General features: G+C 39.9%; 17 protein-coding genes. 9 read left to right on the top strand and 8 right to left on the bottom strand.

Translation table 11 applies throughout. From position 1 onward, the window contains the following. Positions 1-183 precede the first annotated feature (183 nt). Positions 184-1236, top strand: coding sequence for an MBL fold metallo-hydrolase (locus tag ACG59Z_RS05235; protein ID WP_396519804.1), 1053 nt, complete (start codon positions 184-186; stop codon positions 1234-1236). A gap of 69 nt (positions 1237-1305) precedes the next feature. Here ACG59Z_RS05235 and katG read toward each other — a convergent pair whose 3' ends face one another. The 3 genes from katG to ACG59Z_RS05220 all read right to left on the bottom strand — a co-directional run bounded on the left by katG (position 1306) and on the right by ACG59Z_RS05220 (position 6841). Continuing rightward, positions 1306-3462: a catalase/peroxidase HPI gene (gene katG, locus ACG59Z_RS05230; RefSeq protein ID WP_400198202.1), complete on the bottom strand. Its 2157-nt coding sequence runs from the start codon at positions 3460-3462 to the stop codon at positions 1306-1308. A gap of 514 nt (positions 3463-3976) precedes the next feature. After that, complete coding sequence (gene ptsP, locus ACG59Z_RS05225) at positions 3977-6271, bottom strand: phosphoenolpyruvate--protein phosphotransferase (protein ID WP_263612849.1); 2295 nt, start codon at positions 6269-6271, stop codon at positions 3977-3979. 84 nt (positions 6272-6355) lie between these two features. Further along, positions 6356-6841, bottom strand: a complete 486-nt coding sequence (locus tag ACG59Z_RS05220) for an RNA pyrophosphohydrolase (protein ID WP_019458019.1) — start codon at positions 6839-6841, stop codon at positions 6356-6358. 183 nt (positions 6842-7024) lie between these two features. Here ACG59Z_RS05220 and ACG59Z_RS05215 point away from each other — a divergent pair, with 183 nt between their 5' ends. Next, positions 7025-7675 carry an HAD family hydrolase gene (locus ACG59Z_RS05215; RefSeq protein WP_400198199.1) on the top strand — a complete coding sequence of 217 codons (651 nt, stop codon included), beginning with the start codon at positions 7025-7027 and terminating at the stop codon, positions 7673-7675. 152 nt (positions 7676-7827) lie between these two features. Next, the gene (locus tag ACG59Z_RS05210) at positions 7828-9267 is read left to right on the top strand and encodes a DUF2252 domain-containing protein (protein ID WP_400198198.1); all 1440 of its coding nucleotides are present in this window, start codon (positions 7828-7830) and stop codon (positions 9265-9267) included. A gap of 4 nt (positions 9268-9271) precedes the next feature. Here the strand turns inward: ACG59Z_RS05210 and ACG59Z_RS05205 are convergent, their stop codons facing one another. Continuing rightward, complete coding sequence (locus ACG59Z_RS05205; RefSeq protein WP_400198196.1) at positions 9272-9868, bottom strand: hypothetical protein; 597 nt, start codon at positions 9866-9868, stop codon at positions 9272-9274. 95 nt (positions 9869-9963) lie between these two features. Between ACG59Z_RS05205 and ACG59Z_RS05200 the strand changes: the two genes are divergently transcribed. Beyond that, positions 9964-10200: a hypothetical protein gene (locus ACG59Z_RS05200; protein WP_400198195.1), complete on the top strand. Its 237-nt coding sequence runs from the start codon at positions 9964-9966 to the stop codon at positions 10198-10200. Positions 10201-10205: 5 nt separating this feature from the next. Here the strand turns inward: ACG59Z_RS05200 and ACG59Z_RS05195 are convergent, their stop codons facing one another. Together ACG59Z_RS05195 and ACG59Z_RS05190 are read right to left on the bottom strand one after the other, a co-directional pair. Beyond that, positions 10206-11066, bottom strand: a complete 861-nt coding sequence (locus ACG59Z_RS05195) for a LysR family transcriptional regulator (RefSeq protein WP_077162796.1) — start codon at positions 11064-11066, stop codon at positions 10206-10208. A 117-nt stretch (positions 11067-11183) separates the two neighbouring features. Continuing rightward, the gene (locus tag ACG59Z_RS05190) at positions 11184-11438 is read right to left on the bottom strand and encodes a DUF2061 domain-containing protein (protein WP_200000243.1); all 255 of its coding nucleotides are present in this window, start codon (positions 11436-11438) and stop codon (positions 11184-11186) included. Positions 11439-11675: 237 nt separating this feature from the next. Here ACG59Z_RS05190 and leuC point away from each other — a divergent pair, with 237 nt between their 5' ends. The 4 genes from leuC to leuB all read left to right on the top strand — a co-directional run bounded on the left by leuC (position 11676) and on the right by leuB (position 15574). Next, positions 11676-13094 carry a 3-isopropylmalate dehydratase large subunit gene (gene leuC / locus ACG59Z_RS05185; RefSeq protein WP_213033544.1) on the top strand — a complete coding sequence of 473 codons (1419 nt, stop codon included), beginning with the start codon at positions 11676-11678 and terminating at the stop codon, positions 13092-13094. Positions 13095-13112: 18 nt separating this feature from the next. Next, entirely contained in the window at positions 13113-13760 is a 648-nt protein-coding gene (gene leuD / locus ACG59Z_RS05180; RefSeq protein WP_086495923.1) for a 3-isopropylmalate dehydratase small subunit, read from the top strand. Between the two features lie 112 nt (positions 13761-13872). Then, a complete protein-coding gene (locus ACG59Z_RS05175) occupies positions 13873-14463 on the top strand; it encodes a hypothetical protein (RefSeq protein WP_086495924.1) in 591 nt (196 codons plus the stop codon). 31 nt (positions 14464-14494) lie between these two features. After that, positions 14495-15574: a 3-isopropylmalate dehydrogenase gene (leuB, locus tag ACG59Z_RS05170; RefSeq protein ID WP_077164956.1), complete on the top strand. Its 1080-nt coding sequence runs from the start codon at positions 14495-14497 to the stop codon at positions 15572-15574. A 58-nt stretch (positions 15575-15632) separates the two neighbouring features. Here leuB and ACG59Z_RS05165 read toward each other — a convergent pair whose 3' ends face one another. Further along, complete coding sequence (locus ACG59Z_RS05165) at positions 15633-16040, bottom strand: hypothetical protein (RefSeq protein ID WP_400198189.1); 408 nt, start codon at positions 16038-16040, stop codon at positions 15633-15635. Between the two features lie 165 nt (positions 16041-16205). Here ACG59Z_RS05165 and ACG59Z_RS05160 point away from each other — a divergent pair, with 165 nt between their 5' ends. Next, positions 16206-16580, top strand: a complete 375-nt coding sequence (locus ACG59Z_RS05160; RefSeq protein ID WP_086495926.1) for a lysozyme inhibitor LprI family protein — start codon at positions 16206-16208, stop codon at positions 16578-16580. A gap of 51 nt (positions 16581-16631) precedes the next feature. Here the strand turns inward: ACG59Z_RS05160 and infA are convergent, their stop codons facing one another. Further along, positions 16632-16853, bottom strand: coding sequence for a translation initiation factor IF-1 (gene infA / locus ACG59Z_RS05155; RefSeq protein ID WP_001284370.1), 222 nt, complete (start codon positions 16851-16853; stop codon positions 16632-16634). Positions 16854-16910: the final 57 nt, after the last annotated feature.

Below are 16910 nucleotides of genomic sequence, written 5' to 3'. Positions count from 1 at the left end.
ACAAACTCAACACATCTAAACATTTTTTTGTGGCACTTTAGATTGATGTATGTCGGCGGCGACAAAATAAAGGGATATTTATATGATAAATAAGTGTAAGTGTCATAGCTTAATTTATTTAAATCGCTAAGATAGAAAACTGAATGATTCATCCTCCTGATGCTACAACCGTAGAATAAGCCCATGAAAGACAAGCCGACATTAACTTATCAATTGCCGACTCAGTCCTGTTGGACGCATACATGGATAAAACCGCCTTTTTGTCATCCTGAATTGGGCCATGAAAAAGACACACGCTTTTATAATCAGCAGCCTAGATCGCCTGCACGAGGATCGAAAGAATTATTGCGTTGGTTAGTGACTCGTGAATCTTATACATGGAACGTCGATATTCAGAATGAGTATGAGGTACGCGTTAATACGCCAATTGCTTTGCCGCAGAATCGTCCTCATGCAGACTTAGATGATTGGCAAGTTTGGTTTGTAGGTCATGCCACTGTACTCATTCAAATTGGTCCATATAACTTTATTACTGACCCAGTCTGGTGTGATTATGCGAGTCCACTGCATGGCCGTGGTCCGCGCCGTGTATGCCCAGCAGGTTTTGCATTGGAACAGTTGCCAACCATTCATGGGGTTCTACTGAGCCATAATCATTATGATCATATGGATTTAGCAACGCTTGAGTGGCTACATAAAAAATTCGCTATGCCAATTTATACAGGGCTTGGCAATGGGTTCTACTTGCCTAAAGAGTTCCATGTCATTGAAATGGATTGGTGGCAGGAAATTCCTTATCACGAGTTAAGAATTGTTTATACACCTGCTCAACACGGTTCGGGGCGGGGCTTACGTGACCAAAATAAAGCACTTTGGGGCGGCTTTTCGGTTTTGGCAAAAACAGGACATTGTTTTTTTGCTGGTGACACTGGCTATGCAGGGCACTTCAAACAGATATATGCACGTTATGGCGCACCGCGTGTTGCCTTACTTCCAATCGGAGCTTATGAACCTCGTAAACTAATGAGCTATGTTCATATGAATCCTCAAGATGCAGTGCATGCACATTTAGATTTACAAGCGCATCGGTCTGTTGCGATTCACTATCGAACTTTTCAGTTAACAGATGAAGATCGGGAAGATCCTGAACATGCGTTAGCTCAAGCGATTAAAGCATCATCAAAACTTGCTAATCCTTTTTATTGCATTCGAGAAGGGCATAAATTGACTGTCTAAAACGCTATTATTTTTTATATTAAAAAAGCCAGTTCAATTTGAACTGGCTTTTTATTATTTTGACTAAAATTAAGCTAAGTCAAAACGGTCAAGGTTCATAACTTTTGTCCATGCTGCAACAAAGTCTTGAACAAATTTTTCTTTACCGTCGGTTTGAGCATAAACTTCTGCTAATGCACGTAAGATTGAGTTCGAACCAAAGACTAAATCATTACGTGTCGCAGTAAATTTGACTGCACCTGTCTTACGGTCTTTGCCTTCAAATACTTCACTTGTTGAATCAACAGGTGCCCATACATTCGACATGTCGAGTAAGTTCATAAAGAAATCTGTGCTGAGTACACCAACTTGCTGAGTGAATACACCATGTTGTGATCCATCCCAATTGGTGCCCAGTACACGTAAACCACCAATTAATGCAGTTAACTCTGGTGCAGTCAAAGTCAGTTGTTGGGCTTTATCAATCAATAAGATTTCAGCTGGTGTGTTAATACCTTCTTTCTTCCAGTTTCTAAAGCCATCAGCAGCGCCGAGTAGTAATTGGAAAGTTTCGATATCGGTTTGACTTTGTAATGCATCAACGCGACCAGGAGCAAATGGAACGCTAACGTTAAAACCTGCCGCTTGAGCAGCTTGCTCTACACCAACGTTACCTGCAAGCACAATTAAGTCAGCCAATGACAATTGAGTTGATGGTTTGAGTTCTTCAATTTTAGTTAAAGTCTCAACAGCTTTTTTGTTGACTTCCCAACCACGTTGAGGAGCTAAAGCAATACGTGCACCGTTTGCACCACCGCGTTTGTCTCCACCACGGAATGTTGATGCTGATGCCCAACCAAGAGAAACTAACTCACCAGCAGATAATCCTAATGCAGCGATTTTTGCTTTTGCATCAGCAATGCTTGCAGCAGATGGAATAGCACTGGCAGCAGGTAATGGGTCTTGCCAAATTAAATCTTCAGCAGGGACTTCGGGACCTAAATAACGCGCTTTTGGACCCATATCACGATGAGTTAATTTGAACCATGCGCGAGCAAAAGCATTTGCAAATGCTTGAGGGTCGTCATGGAAGCGACGAGAGATCTTTTCAAATTCAGGGTCAAAACGTAAGGTCAAATCTGTTGTCAGCATTGTTGGCTTACGTTTAACTGATGGGTCGAAAGGATCAGGAATGATTGCCTCAGCATCTGCTGCTACCCATTGAATTGCACCAGCAGGTGAACGCTCTTGTACCCACTCGTATTTGAATAGGTTTTCAAAGAAGTGATTGCTCCATTGTGTTGGAGTTTGTGACCAAATCACTTCTAAACCTGAAGTAATCGCATCTTTACCAACACCTGTACCAAAGCTATTTGACCAGCCAAAGCCCATTTGCTCAATTGGTGCTCCTTCTGGATCAGCATGAACATGGTCAGCAGAGGCTGCACCATGAGTTTTACCTAAAGTATGACCGCCTGCAATCAAAGCAACAATTTCTTCATCATCCATTGCCATGTTGCCAAAAGTCGCACGAATAAACGGTGCAGCTGATCTTGGGTCACCACTGGCTTCTGGACCTTCAGGGTTTACATAAATTAGACCCATTTCGGTTGCAGCAAGGTTACTGCCTGCCAATGCTTCAGAGTTACGATGAGCTAACCATTCTTTTTCATCACCCCAGTTTACATCGTTGTCTGGTTCCCATACATCTTCACGGCCTGCACCAAAACCAAAGGTACGGAAGCCAGAAGACTCAAGTGCAATGTTTCCGGCAAGAATAAATAAATCTGCCCATGATATTTTTTGACCGTATTTTTGTTTAACTGGCCATAATAAACGACGTGCTTTATCTAAACTTGCATTGTCAGGCCAGCTATTTAAAGGGGCAAAACGTTGTTGACCACGACCCGCGCCACCACGGCCATCACCCATACGATAAGTACCGGCAGCATGCCATGCTAAACGAATAAATAAACCTGTGTAACTTCCCCAATCGGCTGGCCACCAATCTTGAGAATCGGTTAATACATTTTTGATATCGGCTTTGAGCGCGTAGTAGTCAATTTTTTTAAATTCTTCGCGGTAATTAAAATCTTTACCAAGTGGGTTAGAGCGTTCCGAGTGTTGATTGAGCAAGTCAACGCGTAATTGATTTGGCCACCAGTGCAAATTAGTCGTGCCACCACCGACTGTGACTTGCGGTTTTGAGTTATGACCTGAAAAAGGACATTTTGATTCGTTTGACATGATTATATTCTCTCTGGGTAATATTTATTTGAGCTCTTAATGGAACCGAAGGCTCATTTTCCTGGACTTCTGGGTTAAAAAAATGATGCATATCGAATAAAGGAATGAGAGAACAAGTGGTGAGATAAACCGTTTTAAAATTTTTCACTGTTATGTCAGCTCATCATTTTTACTCAACAATACATGAGTTTCCTTTGTTTATTATTCCTCCAATTTACTGCATGAAGGCTAAAAAACAAGAGGGAAAATGGTTCGACTTTTGCAAATAATGATGCACGGCATGAGCTCCTTAATCATTGAAACATCGCAATATCTTTCAATTTCGTTCTTTAAATATACTAGAATCTGATTGTTTATTTTTCAAATGGATTAAATTGGCCACATTAATAGATAAAACCGATTTTAACGGTGAAGTAAATTGTTGAGTACGGTAAATGTGAATCTGAAAATAAAAGAGAAAATCTAAAAAATAGTTCAATAAAAAAGGAGAGTTAAAACTCTCCTTTTAAAGTATTTATACGGTGACAAGACGGTTAGATTTAACCATATCGGCTAAACCATGCGTTTTAAAGTAGTACTCAAGCCAGCTTTTTACAATAAGCGGGTTATTCATTTTCATGACATCATCAAGTAACTTTTGGGCATCTGTCATTGGTACATGACAAATTGCTTTACGCACACGTAAGATGTTGCTTGAACTCATAGAAAGGGTATTAAAGCCCATTGCCATCAGTAAGATTGCGGATAATGGGTCACCCGCCATCTCACCACAAATACTTACCGGTTTTTGGTATTTGTGACACTCTTTCACCAGTCGGGTCAAGGCACGCAAAATGGATGGATGGAAGTGTGAATATACACTGGCCACATGCGGGTTATTACGGTCCACTGCAAGCAAGTATTGAGTTAAATCATTTGAACCAACAGAGAAGAAATCGACAAGCTCTGCAAACTCATCAATTTGTAGCAGTACACTTGGTACCTCCACCATAATCCCGATTTTTGGTTTAGTAATTTTAACTTGCTCTTCTTCTTGTACAGCTATCCAGTCACGCTCAAGTAAATAAAGCACTTCTTCGACTTCACTTACTGTCGTTACCATTGGCAAGAGAATATGTAAATTATTTAAGCCAATACTTGCTTTAAGCATTGCACGAATTTGCGCCGAGAAAATCTCTGGATGATCGAGTGTAAAACGAATACCACGCCATCCTAACGCCGAGTTTTCTTCTTCAATACTGAAGTATGGCAAGTCTTTATCGGCACCAATATCGAGAGTTCGCATGACCACTGGTTTATTGGCAAAGTGACTCAACTGTTGGCGGTAGATTGCACGTTGTTCTTCTTCACCCGGGAAACGCTCCCGTAACATGAATGGAATTTCACTTCGATATAAGCCAACACCTTGCGCGCCGCGTTGTACGCCGCGAACAACATCAATCATGAGGCCTGTATTTACAAAAAGTTGGACAGAAACTCCATCTGGAGTAATCGCTTCTTTGGTCTCGTATTGTTTGAGATCTTTTGCGATTTGCTCATCTTCTTTTTGAATTTCTTTATAGCGTTGACGTAAACGACGTGGAGGGTTTACAAAAACACGGCCCTGATACGCATCCACAATCATTTCTGCATCATCAAGCGTGTTAACAGGTAGCTCAGTTACACCAACTACTGTTGGAATACCCAATGCACGTGCCACAATTACCATATGCGAGTTAGCAGCACCTTCTGAGGTTACAATGGCTGCAATATTATCGACCGGTAATTCCACGAGCGCAGCAGTACTAATTTCTTCACCAATTAAAATACTGTCTGGGCTGAGTTCACGGTGGCTTGAATCTTCTTCTTGCAAAGAAGCTAAAATACGCCGTCCTAAATCTTTAAGGTCGGAAACTCGTTCGCGAAGATAGTCATCTTCCATTTGCGCAAATAGGGCAGTGTGTTTTTCAATGACACGGCGAACAGCACCTTGTGCCCAATGACCATCACGAATCAGATCTTTAATTTCTGCAGGTAATGCATTTTCATCTAGCATTCTTAAGAAAACGCTAAATAAAGCGCGTTCTTCTGCCATGAGTGAATCATGCATTTTTTCATCTAAAGAACGAATCTCTGAACGAACTGATGAGATCGCTTGATCTAGAAGACGAAGTTCATGGCTAATATCTTCTGCTTCACGGTCAGGCACTGCACCCAAATCGGCAGGTGGATATAAAATAATAGCGCGACCTAAAGCAACACCGCCTGCACCTGAAGCACCTTGGAAGGTTTTATAGGCAGGCCCATTGCTTGGCTTACGAAATACATCGATATTGCCAACCGCGTGAGCATGTGCAATTACCCCAGAAAGTTGAGCGCAGAGCGTAACTAAAAAGGATTCGGCTGCTTCGCTAAAGTCTTGAGGAAGTCTATTTTGGACAACTAAAACGCCCATAACCTTACGACGGTACATGACAGGTACGCCGAGGAATGAGTTATAAATTTCTTCGCCCGTTTCAGGTAAATACAAGAAGCGCTCATGCTTTGGTGCATTGTCAAGGTTAACAATTTCTTCACGTTGCCCAACCAGACCGACCAAGCCTTCACCTAACTGCAATGAGACATGACCAACTGATTCTGGATTTAAGCCTTTTGAGGCCATCAAGACATAACGCTGGTTGCGTTCATCGAGTAAATAAATAGAGCAAACATCCACTTTCATGGCCTCAGCAACCTGATTGACCATAATGTCTAACGATTCATGCAAACTCACGGACGCATTAATCTCTTGGACAATGCGTCTTAGAGTGTCGAGTTGCATGTTTGACATGGATGTATACTCCAGTATTTTTTAGACTATGAATGTATTTATAACAGCACTTTTAATAAAAATCATTTGCTAGATAAATGATTTTTAGGGTAATTGTTGCAACGGCAACTGTGTACACAACTCCACCATGGCTTTCCGGTAAACATCACGCTTGAAGTTCACCACTTGACCAAGAGGATACCAATAGCTAACCCACTGCCATTCGTCGAATTCGGGCGGGTCAGAGAGGTTTAACTGAATATTTTTTGCAGGCGCAGTTAACTTCAGTAAAAACCATTTTTGTTTCTGTCCGATACATACGGGGTCAGAGTCTGACCGAATGTACCGATGTGGCAAACGATAACGCAGCCATCCCTTGGTTTGCGCAATAATCTGGACATGTTCGGGCAATAAGCCGATTTCTTCTCTCAGTTCTCGAAAAAGTGCCTGTTCAGGGGTTTCTCCAAACTGGATGCCTCCTTGTGGAAATTGCCAAGCATTGTGACCAATGCGCTTTGCCCATAAAACCTGTCCATCATCGTTTGCCAAAATGATCCCGACATTGGGTCGGAAACCTTCTGAGTCGATCATTTGGCTACCTAAATATTTATCTATATCGTTGACTTTAATCGCGGGGACAAACACTTTTTTATGTCCAGCTCGAAAAGATCAAAGTAAAATGTTTAAATTGCTACGATCTTAACGAATTTCTATCGACTAGCGGAGATAGATTTACATTTTTTTTCTTAAATTTCAGTTTAAACGAGAATTTTCATGAAACTGGCGTTGTTTGATTTAGACCATACCTTGTTAAATACCGATTCAGACCACTCGTGGGGTGAATTTTTAGTCAACGAAGGTTTGGTTGATCCGGTTCATCATCGTCAGATGAATGATAAATTTTATGAAGATTACAAAGCAGGCCAACTTGACCCATATGCTTATAATGAATTCGTTTTCGGTTTCTTAACAAAGCATGACAATAACTACTTAACAGAGCTTCACCAATTGTTCATGCAAAAAGTGATTCGTCCACAAATGCGCCCTAAAGGCTTCGATGCGATTAAGAAACATCAAGACTTAGGTCATACTATTGTGGGTATTACGGCAACGAGTGATTTTATTACCGCGCCAATTTTCCGTGAATTTGGTATTACTGAAATTTTAGCGACCAATGCCGAAGTGGCTGACGGCAAATATACCGGTAAAGTTACGGGCTTGGCATGTTATCAAAAAGGTAAACTTGCACGTCTTGATGACTGGTTAGCTGGACGCAGTGTATCAGAGTCTTGGGCGTATTCAGATTCAATCAATGACCGTTTTTTACTTGAATATGCAACGCATGCGATTGCGGTAAATCCTGATGACCGTCTTGAAAAGTTAGCTCAAGAGCACAACTGGGAAATTCAGGACTGGTCGATTTAGGATGATCGAGTTGGAAGAGCTATGTGGCAGTTAAGGTCTTCCAATTCTTAAATCATTATATTTAAAATCATTTTTATATTTCTTGAAAATCCTAATCCAAAAATAAATATTGATAAGTTCAATAAAAATAAATTTTAAAAATGAGGTAATCAATGTCAAAAACACCACAGATTAAATTACCAAAACAACTTTGGAATGATCAAAGTATTGATTTAACACGCCATCGCTATCAGGGAAAATTACTGAGTAAAAGTGAAGGCTTTAAATTAGGTAAAGCTCAACGTAAAAAAGTACCACGTGAACAGTTGTCAAAGCTTTCTGAACGACCACAAGGTACAACTGCTTTAACGATCTATGATTGGAGTAATCAAAGACGGTTAGAAAAACTCAAACCGATTCGTGCAAAACGGATGAGTATTTCACCATTTACATTTTATCGTGGCATGCCTTCTTTGATGCTATTTGACCAAGCATGGGAGCAGGTAAATACAGGTTTATTTCAACAAATTTGTGGTGATTGTCATTTAAGTAATTTTGGTGGTTTTGCAAGTCCAGAACGTAACCTGTTATTTGGAATTAATGATTTTGATGAAACTTTAGTTGCCCCGTTTGAATGGGACGTAAAGCGTTTAACAACCAGTTTTGTGATTGCGGCACATGATATTAATCTTGCAGATAAAGTGGGCTTAAGAGCAATTAAAATAATGCTGAATAGTTACCGCCAACACTTATTAGAAAATTCAAAACTTTCGCCACTACAAGTTTGGTATGAAAAAATTGATGCCATTACCTTATTAGAAAATACTGAATGCCGAAAACTTAGAAAGAAAAGCGAAAAGGATATTGATTCGGCACAGAAAAAAACGGTGTATTCTGTTTTGCCAAAGCTTACACAGCAAGACCAAGTTACAGGCTTGCGTCATTTTGTAGATGATGCGCCGTTATTATGGCATCCAAGTGCAGATGAAGCATTTAGTAAAGATGTTGATGTATTCTTTCAACAATACCGTGATTCTTTGAAATATGATCGCCAAGTCCTTTTTGATCGTTATCAATGTACAGATGTGGCTTTTAAAGTGGTGGGTATTGGAAGTGTTGGTACACGATCAGCCATAGCATTATTTCAAGATGCAGATCGGGAACCGTTAATTTTACAAATGAAAGAAGCGAATCCATCAATTCTTAGTCCGTTATTTGTAGAAAAAGTAAATCACGAAGGGGAACGTGTGATACATGGCCAGCAACTGATGCAGGCCGCAAGTGATATATTTCTTGGGTTTTCTTCAATATCGAATCAACATTTTCATGTCCGTCAGTTACGTGATATGAAAATCTCTTTTAATCTTAATGATATGGATGAGCAGTATTTCTATAAGTATGCTGAAGATTGTGGCTTGGCTTTAGCGCATGCCCATGCAAAATCTGGAAATGCAGATGTACTTATGGGATATCTTGGAGAGAGCGATACGATTGTAGATGTATTACAAACGTATGCAGAAGAATATGCAGAGCGCAATCTAAACGACTATCAGCAATTTATGAATGAAATTGCTGATAGTAAGATTCAACTCGCTGGAGAGGATGCGCTTTAATAAATTACTTAACTTTGCCTGTGGTATACCAAATATTTGGGTCAGGGTTTTGTTGATGCCAAAGCTTAAATTGAGCCCGCCATTGCTGAAAGGGCTCCGATAACGTAGGGCGTGGGTCATCACTTAAACTATAAGCCATGCCTTCTACTAGCCATTTAGGTTTAGTCAGCATTGCGATATTTCCCCATTCTTCGGCTTGTCGGTGATGAATAAGTTCATGGGTGATGTAGAAATCTTTCCAGCCACGCGGTGCAACCAATAACCCCAAATTACCAACTGCTTTCGCGGCTGCTTTTTCCATACCAAAGGTATTTGCACATTGTGGAGTTGAGCAAAAAACCATAGTGGGTTGTTGATGAAAAGCACCTACTTTATTTTGGGTCTCTTTTAATGCCTGATTATAAAGTGTCTTTGCAAGAGGCTCTGTCTTTGGATCATCTACACAGACATGACCATCACAATGTAACAATGACAGGTGATGGCCGAAAACAACACGTATCGGTTTAAACCAAATAAATGTAACTAGAACTAAGACAGCTAAAGTTATGAAGCCGTATAAACCGATTTTAATTATCTTTGAATATTGATTCTTCACGATCATGAATCTTAAGTGAAAAGTATAATGATAGTAGAGTAAAGGGTATATATTTACAGTATCATTTCTAATCAATATATAACTTTATTAATTAAAGTAGCATGGCTAAAAACAGACGTACTAAAAATGAAAGCAGCAATAATTTCTTTGAAGAATTTATAGATCAGCTCATTACCGCTATTTTTGGTGAATTGTTTATTTATATCATTGCTTTACTGTGTATGAGTGCATTTGGCGGAATTATTTTCGCTGCTATATGTTTCAGTTGGGGCGTTCTGTTTTTACTACTACCTTTCGCTGTTCTGATTTATATTCTTCTTAGAAAATATAGTCATTAATAGCGTTATTCCTGCATCATTTTAATCAACTCTTGCATGGCTCTAGATTGTGTACGTGCAGGGTGCCATACCATACCTAATTGGCGGTTCATCTCGACATCTAAATCAAGCTGCTGCATATCTTGATTCAACAAAGTTTTTGGTAGTACTGACCAACCTAAACCAATAGAAACCAACATACGAATAGACTCTAGTGGATTATTACTCATGGTGATTTTTGGTTTAAGTCCTTGTTTTTCAAACTCGGCCAAAGTGATTTGAGCTGTATAAGTTTGTGCGGCAGGCAATAAGCTTGGGTATTCGATTAAGTCTTGTAAGGTCAAATTCTTTTTTTGAGCCAATGGATGAAATGGAGCAGCTACAAAAACTAAAGGATCATTCCAGATGGTAATGTAGTTAAGACGTTCATCACCTGAAGGTGGAAGCGTTAAAAATGCAAGCTCTAAATCACCAGCAAGGACCTGTTCATGCGCTTGTTCTGAGTCAACAAAATGCACGTCTAGCGTGACTTGTGGAAACTGCTGAACAAAATGCTTAAGTGGAGCAGGCAAGTGATGCAGCCCGATGTGATGACTCGTCCCGATTTTTAAACGGCCTTGTATTTGCGTCTGTTCATGACTTAGCGTGTGGTGAATATCTTTAAGTTCATTTAACCAGTTTTTGACTTTTGGTAATAATGAATGGGCAGCATGAGTCGCTTGAACCCCACGTCCTGCCGACTCAAATAACTTTACGCCGAAGTATTCTTCGAGACTATGAATACGTTTGGTGACAGCAGGTTGGGTAATAAAGAGTTGATCTGCAGCCACAGAGATAGACCCTGTTTCCATAACTTTTACAAAAGCTTCAAAGGCTGCAAGATTCATAATACAACTCTACTTGGAATAGAAAAATCGAGAGAGGCTAAAGTCACCAAGCCAAAATCGTATCATGCTTGCAGCTAAACGTTCTATAAACTTGTGATTTGGCGTATTAATCTTAACCTAAGCAGTTGTCTCTTTTTCGTTTAAGGCTGAAATACGACGGTCTTTTGCTGCCCATACTTTTTCATGAAAGAAAAATGCAAATGCTTGTACTGTTGGTTCTAACATACTTAAGGTTAAAGCCATCCAGATGTTACCTGTTACAAAGTACGCGACTAGCATTGCTACCGTAATATGCATAATGTAGTAACTTAAGGTTTTCTTTAATGTACGTTGATTTTTTACAACGAATTTTTGAATATTAGCCATCATCATTCTCTCTACCTATCTTTGATATTTTTAGTATAGAGATGAGAGTATAAGATTAAAAATGGATTATGCAAATGATAATCATTAACAAATCCGATTCATATATTTTGCGTGATATTAATAAATACGGGAATGATTCCTAAAAGTTTTCTAATTTATAAAAATGATAAATTAGATTTATGTGAAACTCTGGCTATAATCGAAGAAAGATTAGAATTACCCAGTCCAATGGAGCAAGACGACATGGCAGGCAAAACTTTATATGACAAATTGTGGGATGACCACGTAGTTACAGAGCGTGATGATGGTTCGTGCTTACTTTATATCGACCGTCATTTATTGCATGAAGTAACAAGTCCACAAGCATTTGAAGGTTTGCAACTCGCGGGTCGTCAACCGTGGCGTTTAAGCGCAAACGTTGCTACACCAGACCATAACGTTCCGACTTCTAAAAAAGAGCGAGATCAGGGCATTGCAGGTATTGAAGATGATACGTCTCGTATTCAAGTTCAAACCTTAGATGATAACTGTAAGGCTTTTAATATTGTTGAGTTTGGTATTAATGACATTCGCCAAGGTATTGTGCATGTTGTTGGTCCTGAACAAGGTTTAACATTACCAGGTATGACTGTGGTATGCGGTGACTCGCATACAGCAACTCACGGTGCTTTTGGTTGTTTGGCGCATGGTATCGGGACATCTGAAGTTGAACATGTTTTAGCGACACAATGTTTGATTCAGAAAAAATCAAAAAATATGTTGGTTCGTGTTGATGGCGTTTTAGGTAAGGGCGTAACACCAAAAGATGTCGTATTGGCGATTATCGGTAAAATCGGTACTGCAGGTGGTACGGGTTACGCAATTGAGTTCGGTGGCCAAGTTTTCCGTGATATGTCGATTGAAGGACGTATGACGGTATGTAACATGGCGATTGAAGCGGGTGCTCGTGTGGGTATGGTTGCAGTTGATGATAAGACTATCGAATACGTAAAAGGCCGTAGCTACGCACCAAAAGGTGAGCAGTGGGAACAAGCGGTTGCTTACTGGAACACTTTACATTCAGACGATGATGCTGTTTTTGATGCAGTTGTTGAATTAAATGGTGCAGAGATTGAACCACAAGTGTCTTGGGGAACTTCACCTGAGATGGTGATTCCAGTGTCGAAAGCTGTACCAACCTTAGAACAAGCCAAAGATGACGTACAACGTAGTGACTGGACGCGTGCGTATCAATATATGGGTTTAAATGCAGGTCAAGCATTGGGTGATATTCAACTTGATCGTGTGTTTATTGGTTCTTGCACTAATTCACGTATTGAAGATATTCGTGCTGCTGCTGAAGTAGTTAAAGGCCGTAAAGTGGCATCTAGCATTAAGCAAGCCATGATTGTTCCGGGTTCTGGTTTAGTTAAGCAGCAAGCAGAAAAAGAAGGTTTGGATAAAATTTTCTTGGAAGCTGGCTTTGAATGGCGTGAACCGGGTTGTTCAATGTGTTTAGCAATGAACGCAGACAAGTTACAACCGGGTGAACACTGTGCATCAACCTCGAACCGTAACTTTGAAGGTCGTCAGGGTAATGGTGGTCGTACTCACTTGGTCAGTCCGGCAATGGCAGCTGCTGCTGCAATCGCAGGTCATTTTGTTGACGTTCGTTCATTTTAATTCGGTCTGGAGCAAACCATGAAAGCTTATACAGTTGAACAAGGTATCGTTGCACCATTAGATCGTGCCAATGTCGATACAGATTTAATTATTCCAAAACAGTTTTTAAAATCGATTAAACGTACTGGGTTTGGCGACAACTTATTTGATGAACTTCGTTATTTAGATGAAGGCTATCCAGGTCAAGATAACTCGGTACGTCCAAAAAATCCGGACTTTGTTTTGAATCAGCCACGTTATCAGGGAGCAACAGTTTTAATTGCTCGTACGAACTTTGGTTGTGGTTCAAGCCGTGAGCATGCACCTTGGGCATTAAATGAATATGGTTTCCGTACCGTTATTGCACCAAGCTTTGCTGATATTTTCTTTAATAACTGTTTTAAAAACGGCATGTTACCAGTCATTTTGCCTGAGAATATTGTTGATCAGTTATTTAAAGAGTGTGCTGCAAATGAAGGATATCAATTAACTATTGATTTAGCTGCACAAGAAGTTCGCACGCCAACCGGCGAAGCGTTTAAATTCGAGGTAGATCCATTTCGTAAGCATTGCTTGTTAAATGGCTTGGATGATATTGGTTTAACGCTTCAAAATGCGGACGCAATTCGCGCTTATGAAGAAAAAACTAAACAGGTTCGTCCTTGGGTATTCCAAGAGATAAATTAACCTTTTGGTACATTTTAAACATAGTCATGGCGTCGTGTTCAAACTCTTGCTAACATGCTAAAGCATAACAACAGCTTAAAATTATGCACTAGATGAGGATTGGGCTTGAACAATGAAGAGGAACGTTACTCATAGCTTTTTGTTGGGCCTGTGCGCAATAACACTGAGTGCTTGTCAGAGTACTCATAATGTAGTGGATACTGTTCGTATTAAGCAGGCTGAACAAGAACATTTGGGGCAAAATGCAGCAATATATTGTTCGGGCGCAAAAAGTTGCGAATTTGAACGGCTAAATGATATTACTGTTGTTGATGCACAGACACGCAGAATTAGTAATCAGGCAATTCATCAAGGAATTGTAAGATTAAATGGTTCGGTGTTGAGTCAAAGCAATAGCTTGTATCTATCTGTGCCTGCGAAACAATATGAAGTGGTGATTCGTTACTATCCGATTTCTCCAGATCGGGCAGAAACGATCCATGTTATTCACCAATTCAAAGCTAATCATCGCTATATGTTTAAAATGTACCGAGACAAATCTAACCGTTCGGGTAGTTTGCTCAATGTTTCTGTACCAGATCCATTATGTGTTGACTTAGAGCAGGATGGGCGTGTAATTCGCCGTTTTTGTCGACCATTTGATGTAACCACAGGACTCGGTGAATTTCTCGAACAGAAAAAACTAACACCACGACAGTCATAACGCTGTCTTGTCTTTGAAAATGGAAAACTTCATGTCTAAACAGATTTTAATTTTGGCTGGTGATGGAATTGGTCCTGAAATTGTTGGGGCAGCAGAAAAAGTATTAAATAAAGTAAATGAAAAATTTAATTTGTCGTTGACTTGGGAACATGGCCTATTGGGTGGCGCAGCGATTGATGCTCATGGTGAACCGTACCCAGCTGTAACAAGCGAGCAAGCAAAGAAAGCCGATGCCATTTTATTAGGTGCCGTTGGCGGACCAAAATGGGACACTATTGAACGCTCTATTCGCCCTGAACGTGGTCTTTTAAAAATTCGTAGTGAACTTAACTTGTTTGCTAACTTGCGCCCAGCGATTTTATACCCACAATTAGCCGATGCTTCTAGCTTAAAGCCTGAGATTGTTGCTGGTTTAGATATTTTAATTGTTCGTGAACTTACTGGTGGTATCTACTTTGGTCAACCACGTGGTATTCGTGAACTCGAAAATGGTGAAAAACAAGGCTATAACACTGACGTTTATTCTGAAAGTGAAATTAAACGCATTGCAAAAGTGGCTTTTGAACTTGCAGGATTGCGTGGCGGTAAAGTGTGTTCTGTAGATAAAGCAAACGTTTTAGAAGTGACAGAGCTTTGGAAGCAAACGGTTACTGACTTACAGCAAGCGAACTATCCAAATATTCAGCTTTCACATATGTATGTGGACAATGCTGCAATGCAACTTGTACGTGCGCCTAAACAGTTTGACGTAATCGTTACAGGCAACTTGTTTGGCGATATCTTGTCTGACGAAGCAGCAATGCTTACAGGCTCAATTGGTATGTTGCCATCAGCTTCTTTAGATGAAAGCGGTAAAGGCATGTATGAACCTTGTCATGGTTCAGCGCCTGATATTGCAGGTCAAAATGTGGCAAACCCATTAGCAACCATTCTTTCTGTTGCAATGATGCTTCGTTATACCTTCCGTGAAGAAGCTGCTGCTAAAGCAATTGAAGATGCAGTAGGACAAGTACTTGATCAAGGTTTCCGTACAGCCGATATTATGTCTGAAGGCATGACTAAAGTAGGTACAGCCGAGATGGGTGCAGCAGTTGTTGCTGCTCTTGCTTAATCGCTACTTTACTAAAAAAACGCAGCTTAATCGCTGCGTTTTTTATTGTCGAAAGGTTTTAACAGGCTTTGCCCTGATATTGGATTGATTCAGCAATGTCATTTTTAAGCTGAAAAATAACTTTGCAACTAAAATTAACATCGTAAGAATTGCTTCCTAAAGACCCCGATTGAATAGGGACTGGATTACCACCCATCTCTACATTACTCACCATAGGAATGGGAATACTTAATGGCCGTAAAATTGTGTAGATGAGTTGATTTGGTGTTTTTTGTGGAACATGAGCAATTTGAAATCCAAGACCACGCAAGTTTATTTCTTGCTGAATGACGGTCGACGATTTGCCCAGAAAGCCTTTTAAATATTCCTGTAAGTCGACAGATTGGCGTGGGGTAGTTGCACAACCGTTAAGATGAATAAGTATCACTGAGAGTAAGCTTATTCGACATAAGGTCTGTATGTTCATTTTTCTCTATCACATTATATTTATTATTAGATAACGGTAGGTTGGATTGCCTAGCTTGTAAAGAAAAAAAGGAAGTTTATGATAAATGGAGAATGAGTTTATCTAGGGATTCATACTCATATCCAAAAGGCTTTATAATTATTTTGCAAAAAACTTAAGGAAAACATGATGAAAAAAATACTTTTAGCATTTTTATGCAGCTTTGGAGTAACAGCGGTATATGCCGATAATTGTGACACTACTCGTAATACTTATGATGATATTTACTGTACAAATAAAATCTATGCGAGTGCTGATGCAGACTTGAATAAAAACTATCAGGCATTAAGAGCAAAATTGAATACGGCGCAAAAAAATACGCTTAAGAAGTCTCAGCTTGCTTGGATACGTCAACGTGATGCGGAATGTACAGATTCAAATAGAAATAGTGTAGACGTGCAATGTCGTTTACAGACAACGCAGGAAAGAAACCATTGGCTGCAAGAAAGATTGCGTGAATGCCAAACAGTCGGATGTAAAACCAGTCGATTAAGTGAATAAATAACGCAATAAAAAAGCCACTTCATGATGTGGCTTTTTTGCATTCACTAATTAGCGAGCACGGTACGTAATACGACCTTTAGTTAAGTCATATGGAGTCATTTCGACTTTTACACTGTCGCCAGTAAGAATACGGATATAGTGTTTACGCATTTTACCAGAAATGTGTGCAATAACTTCGTGACCGTTTTCAAGACGTACACGGAACATCGTATTAGGAAGCGTTTCGGTGACAACGCCTTCGAACTCAATGAGTTCCTCTTTATTGGCCATAGCCTACCTGATGATCAAATTGGAAAGGCGCAAATTATAGTCAATTTATTTAAAAAA

This window comes from Acinetobacter sp. ABJ_C1_1 (assembly GCF_044684115.1).
GTDB classification, from domain to species: domain Bacteria; phylum Pseudomonadota; class Gammaproteobacteria; order Pseudomonadales; family Moraxellaceae; genus Acinetobacter; species Acinetobacter nosocomialis_A.
The sequence above is the reverse complement of the archived record's forward strand: the minus strand, read 5'-3'. Positions and strand labels throughout refer to the sequence as shown.

What these genes read in the sequence shown, in the direction of transcription:
- ACG59Z_RS05200 (WP_400198195.1), top strand. Translation starts at nt 9,964, where the DNA reads ATGGCTAAAAACAGACGTACTAAAAATGAAAGCAGCAATAATTTCTTT.
- ACG59Z_RS05205 (WP_400198196.1), bottom strand. Translation starts at nt 9,868, where the DNA reads ATGATCGTGAAGAATCAATATTCAAAGATAATTAAAATCGGTTTATAC.
- ptsP (WP_263612849.1), bottom strand. Translation starts at nt 6,271, where the DNA reads ATGTCAAACATGCAACTCGACACTCTAAGACGCATTGTCCAAGAGATT.
- leuB (WP_077164956.1), top strand. Translation starts at nt 14,495, where the DNA reads ATGTCTAAACAGATTTTAATTTTGGCTGGTGATGGAATTGGTCCTGAA.
- ACG59Z_RS05190 (WP_200000243.1), bottom strand. Translation starts at nt 11,438, where the DNA reads ATGATGATGGCTAATATTCAAAAATTCGTTGTAAAAAATCAACGTACA.
- leuC (WP_213033544.1), top strand. Translation starts at nt 11,676, where the DNA reads ATGGCAGGCAAAACTTTATATGACAAATTGTGGGATGACCACGTAGTT.
- ACG59Z_RS05235 (WP_396519804.1), top strand. Translation starts at nt 184, where the DNA reads ATGAAAGACAAGCCGACATTAACTTATCAATTGCCGACTCAGTCCTGT.
- ACG59Z_RS05195 (WP_077162796.1), bottom strand. Translation starts at nt 11,066, where the DNA reads ATGAATCTTGCAGCCTTTGAAGCTTTTGTAAAAGTTATGGAAACAGGG.
- ACG59Z_RS05215 (WP_400198199.1), top strand. Translation starts at nt 7,025, where the DNA reads ATGAAACTGGCGTTGTTTGATTTAGACCATACCTTGTTAAATACCGAT.
- katG (WP_400198202.1), bottom strand. Translation starts at nt 3,462, where the DNA reads ATGTCAAACGAATCAAAATGTCCTTTTTCAGGTCATAACTCAAAACCG.
- infA (WP_001284370.1), bottom strand. Translation starts at nt 16,853, where the DNA reads ATGGCCAATAAAGAGGAACTCATTGAGTTCGAAGGCGTTGTCACCGAA.
- leuD (WP_086495923.1), top strand. Translation starts at nt 13,113, where the DNA reads ATGAAAGCTTATACAGTTGAACAAGGTATCGTTGCACCATTAGATCGT.
- ACG59Z_RS05220 (WP_019458019.1), bottom strand. Translation starts at nt 6,841, where the DNA reads ATGATCGACTCAGAAGGTTTCCGACCCAATGTCGGGATCATTTTGGCA.
- ACG59Z_RS05165 (WP_400198189.1), bottom strand. Translation starts at nt 16,040, where the DNA reads ATGAACATACAGACCTTATGTCGAATAAGCTTACTCTCAGTGATACTT.
- ACG59Z_RS05210 (WP_400198198.1), top strand. Translation starts at nt 7,828, where the DNA reads ATGTCAAAAACACCACAGATTAAATTACCAAAACAACTTTGGAATGAT.
- ACG59Z_RS05160 (WP_086495926.1), top strand. Translation starts at nt 16,206, where the DNA reads ATGATGAAAAAAATACTTTTAGCATTTTTATGCAGCTTTGGAGTAACA.
- ACG59Z_RS05175 (WP_086495924.1), top strand. Translation starts at nt 13,873, where the DNA reads ATGAAGAGGAACGTTACTCATAGCTTTTTGTTGGGCCTGTGCGCAATA.